The organism is Nonomuraea sp. IBHARD001, from assembly GCF_056106265.1.
In genome coordinates this window covers 6,357,934-6,371,772 of record NZ_JBWBBW010000002.1, presented here as the reverse complement: position 1 = coordinate 6,371,772, position 13,839 = coordinate 6,357,934, and the positions used below count along the sequence as shown (strand labels likewise).

The 13,839-nt window shown below is 72.4% G+C and carries 11 protein-coding genes; 5 read left to right on the top strand and 6 right to left on the bottom strand.

The features are described 5' to 3' along the window. Nucleotides 1–15 precede the first annotated feature (15 nt). Both ACTWNK_RS30980 and ACTWNK_RS30975 read right to left on the bottom strand, forming a co-directional pair. Nucleotides 16–1,746 (bottom strand): ABC transporter ATP-binding protein, encoded by a 1,731-nt coding sequence (locus ACTWNK_RS30980; protein WP_474308323.1) that lies wholly within the window; start codon nt 1,744–1,746, stop codon nt 16–18. Then, nucleotides 1,743–3,449, bottom strand: coding sequence for an ABC transporter ATP-binding protein (locus ACTWNK_RS30975; RefSeq protein ID WP_474308321.1), 1,707 nt, complete (start codon nt 3,447–3,449; stop codon nt 1,743–1,745). The genes ACTWNK_RS30980 and ACTWNK_RS30975 overlap by 4 nt, the downstream gene beginning before the upstream one ends. 83 nt (nt 3,450–3,532) lie before the next feature. Between ACTWNK_RS30975 and ACTWNK_RS30970 the strand changes: the two genes are divergently transcribed. Further along, on the top strand, nt 3,533–4,132 hold the full coding sequence (locus tag ACTWNK_RS30970; protein ID WP_474308319.1) for a TetR/AcrR family transcriptional regulator: 600 nt from the start codon (nt 3,533–3,535) through the stop codon (nt 4,130–4,132). Here the strand turns inward: ACTWNK_RS30970 and ACTWNK_RS30965 are convergent. The 3 genes from ACTWNK_RS30965 to ureA are packed head-to-tail and all read right to left on the bottom strand — an operon-like array spanning nt 4,129 to nt 7,532. Then, nucleotides 4,129–5,148, bottom strand: a complete 1,020-nt coding sequence (locus tag ACTWNK_RS30965) for an agmatine deiminase family protein (RefSeq protein WP_474308317.1) — start codon at nt 5,146–5,148, stop codon at nt 4,129–4,131. The genes ACTWNK_RS30970 and ACTWNK_RS30965 overlap by 4 nt on opposite strands. A 30-nt stretch (nt 5,149–5,178) precedes the next feature. Continuing rightward, on the bottom strand, nt 5,179–6,852 hold the full coding sequence (locus tag ACTWNK_RS30960) for an urease subunit alpha (protein WP_474308315.1): 1,674 nt from the start codon (nt 6,850–6,852) through the stop codon (nt 5,179–5,181). Next, nucleotides 6,849–7,532: an urease subunit gamma gene (ureA, locus tag ACTWNK_RS30955; protein ID WP_474308313.1), complete on the bottom strand. Its 684-nt coding sequence runs from the start codon at nt 7,530–7,532 to the stop codon at nt 6,849–6,851. The genes ACTWNK_RS30960 and ureA overlap by 4 nt, the downstream gene beginning before the upstream one ends. Before the next feature lie 127 nt (nt 7,533–7,659). Here ureA and ACTWNK_RS30950 point away from each other — a divergent pair, with 127 nt between their 5' ends. Continuing rightward, nucleotides 7,660–8,556: a hypothetical protein gene (locus ACTWNK_RS30950; RefSeq protein WP_474308311.1), complete on the top strand. Its 897-nt coding sequence runs from the start codon at nt 7,660–7,662 to the stop codon at nt 8,554–8,556. Nucleotides 8,557–8,593: 37 nt separating this feature from the next. Continuing rightward, nucleotides 8,594–9,274 (top strand): DsbA family oxidoreductase, encoded by a 681-nt coding sequence (locus ACTWNK_RS30945; RefSeq protein ID WP_474308309.1) that lies wholly within the window; start codon nt 8,594–8,596, stop codon nt 9,272–9,274. 45 nt (nt 9,275–9,319) lie between these two features. Here ACTWNK_RS30945 and ACTWNK_RS30940 read toward each other — a convergent pair whose 3' ends face one another. Further along, entirely contained in the window at nt 9,320–9,943 is a 624-nt protein-coding gene (locus ACTWNK_RS30940; RefSeq protein WP_474308307.1) for a thymidine kinase, read from the bottom strand. 97 nt (nt 9,944–10,040) lie between these two features. On the opposite strand from ACTWNK_RS30940, the gene ACTWNK_RS30935 reads away from it, so the two are divergent. Both ACTWNK_RS30935 and ACTWNK_RS30930 read left to right on the top strand, forming a co-directional pair. Continuing rightward, nucleotides 10,041–12,047: a hydantoinase/oxoprolinase family protein gene (locus ACTWNK_RS30935; RefSeq protein ID WP_474308305.1), complete on the top strand. Its 2,007-nt coding sequence runs from the start codon at nt 10,041–10,043 to the stop codon at nt 12,045–12,047. Continuing rightward, nucleotides 12,040–13,836, top strand: a complete 1,797-nt coding sequence (locus tag ACTWNK_RS30930) for a hydantoinase B/oxoprolinase family protein (protein WP_474308303.1) — start codon at nt 12,040–12,042, stop codon at nt 13,834–13,836. Before ACTWNK_RS30935 ends, ACTWNK_RS30930 begins: the two co-directional genes overlap by 8 nt. Nucleotides 13,837–13,839 lie beyond the last annotated feature (3 nt).

The following is a 13,839-nucleotide window of genomic DNA, read 5'->3' as shown; positions in this document are numbered from 1 at the left end:
CCAGCGACGACGTGCTCAGGAACCGACCAGGCGCCAGCCTCCCGCCCTGCTGCGCTCGCGCCAGAACTCGGCGTAACGCCCGCCGGCGGCCACCAGGTCCTCGTGCCTGCCCGACTCGGCCACCCTGTCCTCGTCCAGGACGAGGATCTGGTCGGCCGCGCGCACGGTGTCCAGGCGGTGTGCGATGACCAGCAGCGTGCGGTCGGCGGTGAGAGCGCGCAGCGCCGCGGTGACGGCGGCCTCGTTCTCGGGGTCGAGCGCGGCGGTGGCCTCGTCGAGCAGCACGATCGGGGCGTCCTTGAGGATGGCCCTGGCGATCGAGACCCGCTGGCGCTCGCCGCCCGACAGCGCGGCGCCGCTCTCGCCGACCCGGGTCTGCCAGCCGTCGGGCAGGCGTTCGACGATCTCGTCCACCCTGGCCAGGGCCGCCGCCCGCCGTACCTGCTCGGTGGTGGCGCCGGGGCGGCCCAGGCGGATGTTCTCCTCGATGGTGTCGTCGAACAGGTAGACGTCCTGGAAGACCAGGGAGAGCTGGGCCATGAGGTCCTCGGTCGTCAGGTCGCGCACGTCCACGCCCGAGACGCGTACGACGCCTTCGGTGGTGTCGAAGAAGCGGGCGACCAGCCGGGTGATCGTCGTCTTGCCCGACCCGGAGGGCCCGACCAGGGCGGTCATCGTACGGCGGGGCACCCGGAAGGACACCTCACGCAGCACCGGAGCCGAGGCCGTCGGATAGGTGAAGGTGACGCCGTCGAACTCCAGCGCGGCGGCGCCTTCGGGGGCGGCGGCGCTCGCGGCGGGTTCGGCCAGCGGCGGTGTGGACAGGATCTCGTCGAAACGGCCCAGGTTGTTGCGGGCCACCCGCAGCGCCCCGCCGAGCTCGGCGGCCAGCGACATCGGCTCGGTGAACCTGGTGGCGAGCGCCAGCAGCGCGACCAGTTCGGCGGGCCCGAGGTCGCCGCCGAGCGTCAGGTAGACGCCGAGGGCGAGCAGCACCGTGTAGGCGGCCTGCACGGCCAGCGCGTTGAGCCCGAGCGCGGGCACGACCTTGGTGATGGAGCGGCGGTTGGCCCGGTGCTGGCGCTTCAGGGCGGCGTCGAGCTCGGCGGCCGACGCGCCGCTGTGGCCGAACCCGCGCAGCACCGCCTGCGCCTGCGCGTACTCCACGACCCTGCCGCCCGCCTCCGACATCCCGGCCTCGACCTCGTGGTCGATGCGCTCGGTCAGCCCCGCGGTGAGCCGGTAGGTGAACAGCAGGCCCACCCCGGCGACCAGCAGCGCCGCCCCGAGCCGCCGGTCGAAGGCGAAAGCGGCCACGACGACGGTCGCGGGCGTCACGTACGAGGTGACCAGCGGCTGCAGCAGATGCGCGGGCACCCCCATGACCGCCCGCACCCCCTGCGTGACCAGCCTGCCGATCCGGCCCACCCGGTCGGTGTCGAACCAGCCGAGCGGCAGCGCCGCCAGATGGTCGCCGAGCTGGTGGTAGAGGCTGCGCGACAGATCGAGCCCGACGGAGAACCCCATGACGGCCTGGACGTACTGCAGGAGCGCGCACCCCAGCGCCGCGACGGCCAGCGCGCCCAGCCAGGGCCACGCGGCGGCGGGATCACCGGCGAACAGCGCCTGGAGCACCGGCACGATCAGCGTGAACGCCAGCCCCTGCGCCACCGCGAGCGCGACCAGCGCGGCGAGATACCGCCGGGTACGGCCGGCGTCGCTCACCCCGAGCAGCATGCGGATCATCGTGCCTCCTCCTTGACGTTCGCCCTGTCCCACAGCCGCCGGTACAGCCCGTCCACGGCGACCAGCTCCTCGTGCCGCCCCTGCTGCACGATCCGCCCGCCGTCCAGCACCACGACCCGGTCCACCCCGGTGATCGTGTGCAGCCGATGCGCGATGACCAGCACGGTACGGCCGGCCACCAGCGTGGACAGGGCGTCCTGGATGGCGGCCTCGGACTCCGGGTCGGCGTAGGCCGTCGCCTCGTCGAGCACGAGGACGGGCGTGTCGGCCAGCAGGGCGCGTGCGATGCTGACGCGCTGGGCCTCGCCGCCCGAAAGGCCCGCCGCGCTCGGCAGGCCGAGGATGCGGTCGGGCACCTGGGCGGCAAGGGCGGCGGCGGCCACGTCGGCCTCGCTCGCCTGCGGCCTGCCCAGGCGGATGTTGTCGCGCACGCTCATGTCGAGCAGCCGCACGTCCTGGAAGACCGTGCCGACGAGCCGGTGGAGCGCCTCGCCGCCGATCCGGGTGACGTCGGCGCCGCCGATGGACAGCGAGCCGGAGCTCACGTCCCAGAAGCGGGGCAGCAGCCTGGCCATGGTGGACTTGCCCGAGCCCGAAGGCCCGACGAGCGCGGTGACCGTGCCGGGGCGCAACTCCAGGGTGATGTCGCTGAGCACCTCGTTGACGCCGTCGTAGGCGAAGCTCACCCGGTCGAAAAGCACGCCGTGGCCCTGCGGCACGATCGGCGTGACGGGTTCGGGCAGCTGGGGGGTGGCCAGCACGCCTGCGATCCTGGAGGCGGCTGCCGAGGCCTCCTGCGCCGACTGCATGCCGTACCCGAGGGTCATGACGGGCTGGCCGAGGCCGAGGCCGAGCAGGGCGAAGGGCAGGACGTCGACGGCGGCGAGGCTGCCCGCCGACACGAACGCGGTGCCCGCGGCCAGCACGACGAGCAGCACGCTGACGGGCGCGATGACGTTCTGCGCGGCGGCCTCCAGCCTGGTCATCGGCTCGACCCAGGTACGGAAGCCCCGGGAGAAGTCGTCGGCGGCGTCGGCGAAACGGCGGTGCGCCTTGCGCGACTGGCCGAACGTCTTGACGACCGCGATGCCCTGGACGAACTCGACGGCCGCGGTGTTGATGCGTGAGGTGGCGGCGTTGATGTCGGCCATCTTGCCGACATAGCCGCGCATCATGACGGCGTAGGCGCCCAGGTAGATCGGCAGGGTCGCGGCGGTGATCAGCGCCATCCGCCAGTCGACCCACAGCAGGTAGGCCAGCGTGAGCACCGGCACGACGATCGCCGAGACGAGTTCGAGCACGGCGTGGCCGACCATGTGGTGCAGGGCGTGCACGTCGTCCTGCACGGCCTTCTTGACCTCGCCCGAGCCTCTGCCGGTGAAGTAGCCGAGCGGTACCCGGCCGAGCCTGGCGACGATCGCGCGCCGCAGGTGGAGCTGGAGCTCGACATCGGCCAGGTGGGTCACCGAGGAGGCCGCGCCCATCGCCATCGTGCGGACGACGAGCCCGGCCAGTGCGATGCCGACCAGCGCCCATATCCGCCCGGTGTCGGGTGGTCCGGCGCGCAGCAGTTCGCGGGCCAGCTCGGCGACCATCACATAGGGCGCGAGCGAGGCGGCCGAGGCGACGAGCTGCAGGCCGCCCGCCAGGACGAGCCGGCCGCGCACCGGTCGCAGGATCGTGCCGAGATCTGCCAATGCCATCCCCTCCATTAGGTAAGGCTTACCTATATGCGACAGGATGTTGCAATGGGTGCGCAGTCGTCAAGCGTGATAGACACGGGGACGTGCACAAGCCAGAAGCGCGCAGGTCCGGGCGTCGCCGCGCGGACGTCCTGGGACACGCCGCCAGGGTCATCGCCGAACGCGGGGCCGAGTCGGCCAGGTTCGCCGACGTGTCGCAGGTGTCGGGCGTGCCGGTGAGCACGCTGCAGTACTACTTCGGCAACCGGGAGGACCTGCTCGTCGCCGCCTTCAGGCACGCGGCGGCCACCGACCTCGCGACCGCGCGCGACCTCGTCACCGGGCACGACCCGTGGGCCGACCTGCTGGCCGTCGCCCGGCACGTCACCGGGGCGGGCGAAGGCTGGCGGGTCTGGGTGGAGTCCTGGCGCTGGGCCCTGCGCGACCCCGAATGGCGCGAGGAGTTCCTGCGCGACTACGCCGACTGGCGTGCCTTCCTGGCCTCGATCGTCGCCCGAGGCCAGTCCGCCTCCACCTTCACCACCACCGCGCCGCCCACCGACCTGGCCGGCCAGATCCTCGCCCTCCTCGACGGCTTCGGCATGCCCACGGCCCTGGCGGACCCGGCCCTCAAGGACCAGGACCTTCTCGGCCCGGCACTGCGGGGGCTGCTCGGGGTGCGGGCGGGGGAGGGGGAGGGCTAGCGTGCCGGTTGTTGCTGGGTGATGCAGTGGATGCCGCCGCCGCCGGAGAAGAGGGGGCGGGCGTCGATCGGGCGTACGGCGCGGCCGGGGTGGAGGCGGGACAGCAGGGCGGCGGCCTGGTCGTCGTGGGGGTCGGCGAAGGCGCAGGTGATGACGGCGCCGTTGGCCAGGTAGTGGTTGACGTAGGTGTAGTCGACCGGCTCGCCGTTCAGCTCGGTGGTGCGGGGGGCAGGGAGCTCGACGACCTCCAGCGTGCGGCCTTTGGCGTCCTTGGAGGCGCGCAGCAGGGCGATGTTCTCCTTGCACACCTCGTGGTCGGGATGGGCGGGGTCCGGCTGGCTGTGGGCGACGACGAGGCCGGGGCGGACGAAGGCGGCGACCATGTCGATGTGCCCGCGCGTGCCGTACCTGCCGTAGTCGGCGCTCAGGCCGCGGGGCAGCCACACGAAGGCGGTGGCGCCGACGAAGGCGCGCAGTTCGGCCTCGACGCGTTCGCGGGTCCAGCCGGGGTTGCGCATCGGGTCGAGCTGCACGGTCTCGGTGAGCAGGACGGTGCCCTCGCCGTCGACGTGGATGCCGCCGCCCTCGTTGACCATCGCACTGGCGTAACGCCTGGCCCCGGCAAGCGCGCTCACCTCGGCGCCCACCGTGGCGTCGCGTTCCCACGAGGCCCACTCCTGCGCGCCCCAGCCGTTGAACACCCAGGTCACCGCGGCGCCGCCGGACAGGAACGTGGGCCCGCTGTCGCGCAGCCAGGCGTCGTCGATCTCCCGTTCGACCACACCCACCGAGGGGTCGAGATAGGTACGCGCCAGCGCGCCCTCACCCACGTCGGCCACCATGACGACCGGCTCGTACGCGGCGATAGCGCCCGCGACCGCGCTCCACGCCGACCTGGCCTCGTGCAGGGCCTCGGGGCCGTCGAAGGTCGTGTTGGCGGTGGGGAAGGCCATCCAGGTGCGTTCGTGCGGCTCCCACTCGGCGGGCATGCGCAGGCCGTCGGCGGCAGGGGTCATGGTGGAGCTCCACAAGGGTGAGAGGCGGCGTCAGAGGAAGTACAGGCGGCTGAGCGAGACGGAGTCGGCGGGTGCGGCCCGCATCGGCTCGCCGTCGAGGGTGACCAGGCCGGTGCGCGGATCGACGTGCACCTCGCCGAGACGCGCGTTGCGTACCAGGTCGGCGGGGCCGATGCCGCGCGTGCCGCGCACGCCGACGCGCCGCCGCCTGGTGCTGAGCGCGTCGCCGCCCTCGGCCGCGGCCCGGCTGACGAAGGCCACCGACAGGTCGGCGGCGGTGGCGCCGTGCCCGCCGAACTGCGGTCCGTACACCAGCGGCTGGCAGGTGTCGGTCGAGGCGTTGGGGTCGCCGGTGACGCCCCAGGCGGGGAATCCGGCCTTGAGCACCAGTCTGGGCTTGGCGCCGAACGAGGCCGGGTCCCACAGCACGATGTCGGCCAGCTTGCCGACCTCGATCGAGCCGACCTCGTGCGACAGGCCGTGCGCGATGGCGGGATTGACGGTGAGCTTGGCGATGTAGCGCAGGACGCGCTCGTTGTCGTGCCCGGCCTCGCCGCCCCCGGTGTCGGCCTTCATCTTGCCCGCCAGCTGGAAGGTGCGGCGCACGGTCTCGCCCGCCCTGCCCATGCCCTGGGCGTCGGAGGAGGTGATGCCGATGACGCCCAGGTCGTGCAGCACGTCCTCGGCGCCCATGGTGCCCGCCCTGATCCGGTCGCGGGCCAGGGCGGCGTCGCCGGGCAGGTCGGCCTTGAGGCCGTGCACCGACATGATCATGTCGTGGTGCTCGGCCAGCGCGTCGCGCCCGAACGGCAGCGTGGGATTGGTCGAGGAGCCGATGACGTTGGCCACCCCGGCCATGCGCAGCACGTCGGGCACGTGGCCGCCGCCGCAGCCCTCGATGTGGAAGGCGTGGATCGTGCGCCCTTCGAGCACGGCCAGCGTGTCGGCGACCGACAGGCACTCGTTGAGCCCGTCGGTGTGCAGGGCGACCTGCACGTCGTGCTCGTCGGCCACGCGCAGCGCGGTGTCCAGCGCCCGGGTGTGCGCGCCCATGTCCTCGTGCACCTTGAACCCGCAGGCGCCGCCCAGTGTGAGCGCCTCCAGCAGCGGAGCGGGATCGGAGGAGGACCCCCTGGCCAGGAAGCCGATGTTGACCGGCCAGGCGTCGAAGGCGTTGAAGGCGTGGCGCAGCGCCCACGGCGAGTTCACGCCCACGCCCCACACCGGCCCGAACTCCTGGCCGATGATCGTGGTCACGCCCGACGCCAGCGACGCCTCCATGATCCTCGGCGAGAGCAGGTGCACGTGCGTGTCGATGGCCCCGGCGGTGGCGATCAGGCCTTCGCCCGAGACGATCGCGGTCCCGGTGCCGGTCACGACGTCGACGCCGTCGAGCGTGTCGGGATTGCCGGCCCTGCCGACGGCATGGATGCGGCCTTCGCGCACGCCGATGGAGACCTTGCGCACGCCGAGCACGGCGTCGATGACCAGGACGTTGCTGATCACCAGGTCGCAGGTGGCGCCGATCGAGGCCGCCCTGAGGTGCAGGCCGTCGCGCGCGGTCTTGCCGAACCCGGCCAGGAACTCCGACCCCGGAAGCTGGGAGTCCGACTCCACCTCGACGACGAGCCCGGTGTCGCCAAGACGCACCCGGTCGCCGGTGCTCGGGCCGTGTACGGCGATGCGGTCACGTGCCTTCATCATGCTCCCTCGTACCCGCAGGCGCGGGCCTTGCGCAGTGCCGCCTCCCTGGCGCCGGGCGCGTCGAGCGGGCCGTCGATCAGCCCGGCGAACCCGATGACCGTGCGCGCCCCGCCGATCGGCGTGAGCGGCGCCGTCACGGGCACGCCGGGGTCGAAGCGCACGGTGGACCCGGCGGGCACGGCCAGGCGCATGCCGTAGGCGGCGGCCCGGTCGAACGACAGCCGGGGATTGACCTCGAAGAAGTGGAAGTGCGAGGTGACGCCGATCGGCACCTGCGAGGTGTTGACCACGCGCAGTCGTACGGCGGGCTCCTCCGGCGGCGGCTCCCGCCTGCGGGGCAGGACCGCGCCGGGCGCGTCGTCGCCGAGCGAGGCGGTCGCGCCGAACGGGTCGGTGACGACGGCCAGCCTGGTGCCGTCGGCGAACACCGCCTCGACCGTGATCTCGCCCACGATGTCGGCGACTCCCGGCAGCACGTCGCCGGGCCCGAGCACCGAGCGGCCCGCCTCGATCGCCTCGGCCAGCCTGGCCCCGTCCCTGGCCGCCTCGCACACGGTGTCGGCCACCAGGGCGCTGGCCTCGGGCACGTTCAGCGCCAGGCCTCTGGCCCTGCGTGACCTGGCCAGCTCGGCCGCGGTGAACAGCAGCAGCCTGTCCTGCTCGGCCGGTGTCAGCCGCATCAGCACCTCCTTGACGGCACCAGTTGAACATCCGCAGGTGGGAACCCTGACGGCGGCTCGACCGTATCGCCATACAGGTTCACCGTACAAGATGTAACCGGGGGGATCTACGGCGTAGCGTGGCGGTATGCGGGAGGCACACGCGGAAGACGCAAGGACCGAGGCCAGACGAGTCATCAACGATCTGCTGGGCGAGGAGCGCCCGACGGTCGCGACGCTGGTGGACGAGGCGCGCGACGCCCTGGGCGAGCAACGGGCGGCCCAGGCGGTCGAGCACGCGCTCGGCGCCTCCCTCACCAGACGCTCGGCCGAACTCGCCTCGCTGGCCGCACTCGTGGTCGGCACCAGGGAGCTCGGCGAGCAGTGGTGGGCGACGCCGCACGCGGGCAGGCTGCCCTCGCCCGACGAGGTGCTGGCCGGAGCGGCTGCGGTCGAGCCGTGGACCGATCTGACCGTGCTGGAGATGCTGGGCGCCTGGATCGCCGACGACACGGCGGACGCGGCCTGGGGACCGGCGAGCGACCAGGTCGACCTCAACTCCTGGCAGGCCGAGGACCGCATCAAGCTGCCGCCGGGCGCGGGAGCCGGGCAGCGGCTGGTGGTGGCGTTCGACGCGGGCGGCAGGCTCGACGCCGTCGTCACGCGCCGGGCCGACGAAGACCTGGGCACCAACCTCGACTTCCACTCGCTGCGCTACTCCCGCCCGGCCGAGGCGCAGTGGAGCTGGGGTGTGGCCGCCGGGCTCGGCCCGCACCGGCTGCCCGGCGAGGACCCCGACCCCTACGCCCGCGAGGTGCCGGACGAGGCCGTGCTCATCCTGCGCGACTGGGCGCTGCGCCACGGCGCCGGGGCCGAGCAGGTCGGCTCGCCGTGGCGCACGGTCGGCGACGTGGTGGTCGCCATCGAGCGGGTGGACTGGATGTGGCGCAGCGGCGAGTGGTTCGGCTGGTGGCGAGGGGTGTCGGCGCTGGTCGACGACTCGGGCTACCTGCCGCACCGGCTCAGGGAGCTGGCCGAAGGCTAGGGAATGTCCGGATGTGTCGCGGCGGTTGCACCTACACGTGAAAGTGGAAATCTTCTCCGACGTCGTCTGTCCGTGGTGCTACATCGGCCACACCCGCTTCGCCCGCGCCGCCGAGCGCTTCCGGGCCAAGGGCGGGCGGGTCGAGGTCACCATGCGTCCCTTCGAGCTGAACCCCGGCGCCTCCGGCGAGGGCGAGCCGCTGCTCGCGGCGCTGGAGCGCAAGTTCGGCGGCAATGTGGCCCAGATGACCGCCAAGGTGACGCAGGCCGGGGCCGAGGACGGCCTGACCATGGACTTCGAGCACGCGATCTCGTCGGGCACCTTTGAGGCGCACCGGCTCATCGCCGCCGCGAGTGCGCAGGGCCTGGGCGAGCAGATGGCCGAGCGGCTGTTTCGCGCGCACTTCACCGACGCGCTCAATGTGGGCGACCCGGCCGTGCTGGCCAAGCTGGCGGCCGAGGTCGGCGTCACGTTCGACGACTCCGGCGCGGACGAGCTCACCGAGGAGCTGGCCAGGGCCGGGTCGCTCGGCATCTCCAGCGTGCCGCTCTTCCTGTTCGACGGGCAGTTCGCGGTGTCGGGCGCACAGCCCGAGGACACGCTGCTCGCCGCGCTCGAAGAGGTCGCCGAGCGCATCGGCGAGCCGCTGATCACACCGCTGGCCGCCGCACCCGGCCAGGGCGAAGGCTGCGACGACGACGGCTACTGCGCCGTCTGAGGCGAACCCGCACGGGTACGGCGCCCGCCGTACCCGTGCGGGTGTTCAGCCGAGGTCGCCGGCGCGGTGGTGGCGGCGGCACAGCACCTGGTAGCGCACGGCCGACGCGTCGGTGTCGCCGATCATGACCTGCTCGCCCGTGCGGGCCATCGTGCCGCCGACCACGCGTGCGTTGAGCCTGCCCGGACGCCCGCACCAGCACAGCACCTCCACCTGCAGCCTGTGCACCTCGTCCGCCAGCTCGAACAGCCGCTGGGCCGCGGGGAACATCTGCGACCTGAAGTCGGAGGCCAGGCCGAAGGCGTAGACGTCGACGCAGTGCTCGTCCACCAGGCAGGCCAGCTGCTCGATCTGCTCGGTGGCGTAGAAGCAGGCCTCGTCGCAGATCAGATAGTCGATCCGGTCGTGCGAGCGCACCAGCGCCACCAGGTCCAGGCCGTCCTCCACCTCGATGGCCTCGAGACCGAGCCCGATGCGGCTGGTGACCTTGGGGCCGCCCGAGCGGTCGTGCTTGGTGAGGACCAGGCCGCGTCTGCCCTGGCGGCGATGGTTGTAGTTCATCTGCAGCGCCAGGGTGGACTTCCCGCAGTCCATCGGGCCGTAGTAGAAGCGCAGCACGCCGTCGCGTGTGCCGGGCGGCACGGCGGAGAGGGCAGACAATTCGGTCACGGGCCGCCAGCTTAGCGGTCTTTCGCCGAAGGAACGCCTGGTGTTCGGCAGGTTTCGCCGGTCCGTGCGACGGCTGCGGCCATTAGACACTGTGTCCATGCGCAGCGTCCGTATCGGTGTCGACACCGGGGGCACGTTCACCGACGTGGTCGCGGTGGACGAGCAGACCGGCGAGATCCTCACGACCAAGACCCCTTCGACACCCGCAGACCCCGCCGACGGGTTCGTCGCCGGGCTGACGAAGATCGGCTTTCCCGATGCCGCCCAGATCGTGCACGGCACGACGGTGGCCACCAACCAACTGCTCGAAGACCGCATCGCCGATCTCGGCTTCATCACCACCGAAGGCTTCGAGCACCTGCTGGAGATCGCCAGGCAGAGTGTGCCCGACGGCTACGGCAACTCCTACTTCTGGGTCAAACCGCCGCGCATCGTACCGGTGAGCAGGGTCAGGACCGTGGGCGGCAGGCTCGACCACAAGGGCGGCCAGGTCCGTCCCTTCGACGAGGCGTCGGCCGTGGCGGCGGCCCGATGGTTCCGGGAGCAGGGCGTCACCGCGATCGGCGTGTGCTTCCTGCACTCCTACGCCAACCCGGAGCACGAGCACCTCATGCGCGACGTGCTCGCCGCCGAGCACCCCGGCGCCGTCGTCTCGCTCTCCAGCGACGTGCTGAGGGAGTACCGCGAGTACGAACGCGCGGTCACCACGCTCGTCGACGCCGCCGTCAAGCCGACCATGCGCCGCTACATCGCCGGCCTGTCGGAGCGGCTCGGGCGCTCGTTCTCGGTGATGAAGTCCAACGGCGGCGTGCTGTCGGCCCGCGAGGTGGTGCACCAGCCGATCACCACCGTGCTGTCCGGCCCGGCGGCGGGCGCGCTCGGCGCGGGGCTCATCGCCTCCGTCGCCGGTCACCCCTCGGTGATCACCCTGGACGGCGGCGGCACCTCGACCGACGTCGCCGTCGTCGTCGACGGCGAGCCCACCCTGACCACCGAGGGCGCCATCGGCAGGTACCCGTGCAAGATCCCGATGATCGACATCGTCACGGTCGGCGCGGGCGGCGGCTCGATCGCCTGGATCTCGCCCGAAGGCACGCTGAAGGTCGGCCCGCGATCGGCGGGGGCCGACCCGGGACCGCTGTGCTATGGCAAGGGCGGCACCGAGGTCACCGTCACCGACGCCCACGTCTTCCTCGGCCGCATCCCGCCGCACCTGCTCGGCGGCGAGATCCCCCTCGACGCCGACGCGGCCCGCGCGGGCGTCGAGGCGCTCGCGGGCAAGCTCGGCCTGAGCGCCGAACGCCTGGCCGAGGGCATCCTGGAGATCAGCGCGTTCAACCAGTGCAACGCGATCAGGCAGATCACCGTCAAACGCGGCCTGGACGTGCGCGACTTCCCGCTGGTCGCCTTCGGCGGCTCAGGCCCGCTGCTGGCCTGCCGCCTCATCGACATCCTCGGCCTCCCGGCCGTACTGGTGCCGCCCGACCCCGGCAACGTCTCGGCCTTCGGCCTGCTCACCGTCGACGTGCGCAGCGACTACGTGCGTACCCACGTCACGCGCTCGCCGCAGGCCGCGTCCGTCGAGGCCGTCTACGCCGACCTGGAGGCCCAGGCGGCCGACGCCCTCGACCGGGAGGGCTTCGCCGACCACGTCCTGGCCCGCAGCGCCGACCTGCGCTACTACGGCCAGGCCTACGAGGTCAGGGTCAACGCGCCCACCGGCCCGATCGACGCCGCCTGGCTCGCGGCCGTCGAGGCGCGCTTCCACGAGGCGCACGAGAACCTCTACGGCTACGGCTACCGCGCCGACCCCAGGCACGGCGTGGAGTGGGTCAACCTCAGGGTCTCCGGCATCGGCCCGATCACCAGACCCGTCATCCCGCGCCGACCGCAGGGCCCGCCCGCGCCGCCACCGGCGCTCAGGGACGTCTGCTACGACGAAAGACACGCCCCCACACCCGTGCACCAGCGCGCGGGCCTGCCGCCCGGCGCCGTGCTCACCGGCCCGGCCGTCATCGAGGAGTACGGCTCCACACTGCCGCTGCACCCCGGCTTCACCGCGACCGTCGACCCCTACGGCAACCTGGAGGTGCGTCGTGGCTGACCCCGTCCTCGTCGAGATCGTCGAAGGCACGCTCGCCTCGGTCGAGAAGGAGGTCGAGACCGCGATCGCCCGCACCGCGCGCTCGCCGATGATCCGCGACGCCCACGACTTCAGGGCCGGTATCCACGACGTGCGGCTGCGCAAGCTGACCGGCCGTTCCTACTCCGCCCTCGTCCAGCCGATCGTCAGGGACTTCCCGGTCGAGACGATGAACCCGGGAGACGTCTACTTCCACAACGACGTCTACCTGTCGGAGGGCGGCATCGGCCATCTGCCCGACCTGTGTGTCACCGTGCCGGTCTTCCACCAGGGCGAGGTCGTCGCCTTCGTGCAGGCCTTCGGCCACCACGACGACATCGGCGGCGCCGTACCCGGTTCGATGCCCTCGCACGCGCGCAGTGTGTTCGAGGAGGGCCTCATGGTGCCGCCGATCAAGCTCTGGGACAGGGGAGTGCCCAACGAGGCCGCCCTGCGCATCATGACCCGCAACTCCCGTATGCCCGACTCGCTGGCCGGCGACCTCGACGCCGAGTGCTCGGCCTGCCTCATGGGCGCACGCCGCCTGGGCGAACTGTTCGACCGGTACGGCAGGAGCGCCGTGCAGGAGTGCTTCGACGCCGTCATCGACAAGACGACCGAGACCTTCCGCAGGGAACTGCTGTCGAAGATCCCGCCCGGCGTCTACGTGTGGGAGGACTACGCCGAGCACGACGGCGTGGACGAGCCGCGCCTGCACACCCAGCGCATCACGCTGACCAGGCTCGACGACCGGATCGTCATCGACTTCACCGGCACCTCGGCCCAGGCCAAGGGGCCGATCAACCATGCGGGCGACTACGCCGACGGCGTCTTCCTGAAGAAGTGGCTGGCCCCGATCCTGCGCAACCTCGCCGACACGCCCGAACGCATGGGCGAACTCGACGTCAACGAGGGCGTGGTGCCGCTCATCGAGATGATCTTCCCCGAGAAGGGCACCCTGCTCACGCCGATCTTCCCGGCGCCGACCAACGCCCGTACGTTCGTCATCCTGCGCCTGCTCGGCGTGCTCGCCGGGGTCCTGGCCAAGGCCACGGGCGGTCGCATGCCCGCCGACCAGGAGACCATCCGCTACACCGGTGTGTACGGCGAGGGCGAGGACGGCCCGTACCTCATGCGCGAGGTGCTCGGCGGCGGCTCGGGCGGACGCTGGTACGCCGACGGCGAGGACACCATCCACGTCGTGCCCGACTCGCGCAACATCCCCGTGGAGTTCGCCGAGTCGCGCTGGCCCTTCCTCGTCGAACGGCTCGGCCTCGCGGTGGACTCGGGCGGGCCGGGCAGGCACCGGGGCGGGCTCGGCTACGACAAGCACATCAGGATGACGCGCGACGCCTCCTACATGTCGATCGCAGACCGGTCGATCCTGTCGTGCTGGGGCGTCAACGGCGGGCGGGCGGGACGGCCCTTCCGGGTGGAGGTCGAAGGGCGCGAGATGGAGGGGCTGGTCGACGACTTCCCGGTACGGGCGGGCGAGGTCATCCGCATCCGCACGACCGGGGGCGGCGGCTGGGGCTCGCCCTACGAACGCGATCCCGCGCTGGTCGCCGCCGACGTGCGCGACGGCAAGGTGTCGGTGTCGGGCGCGCGCGAGGACTACGGCGTCGTGCTGGAGGGCGGGACCGTGGACGAGGCGGCCACGGCGGCACTGCGCGCCGACCTGGCCGCACTGCCTTCGCCGTTCTTCGACCGGGGGCCCGGCTACCGGCTGCTGGCCGGGGGCAGGACGTCGGCCGAGGTCGACGACGTCTGAGCG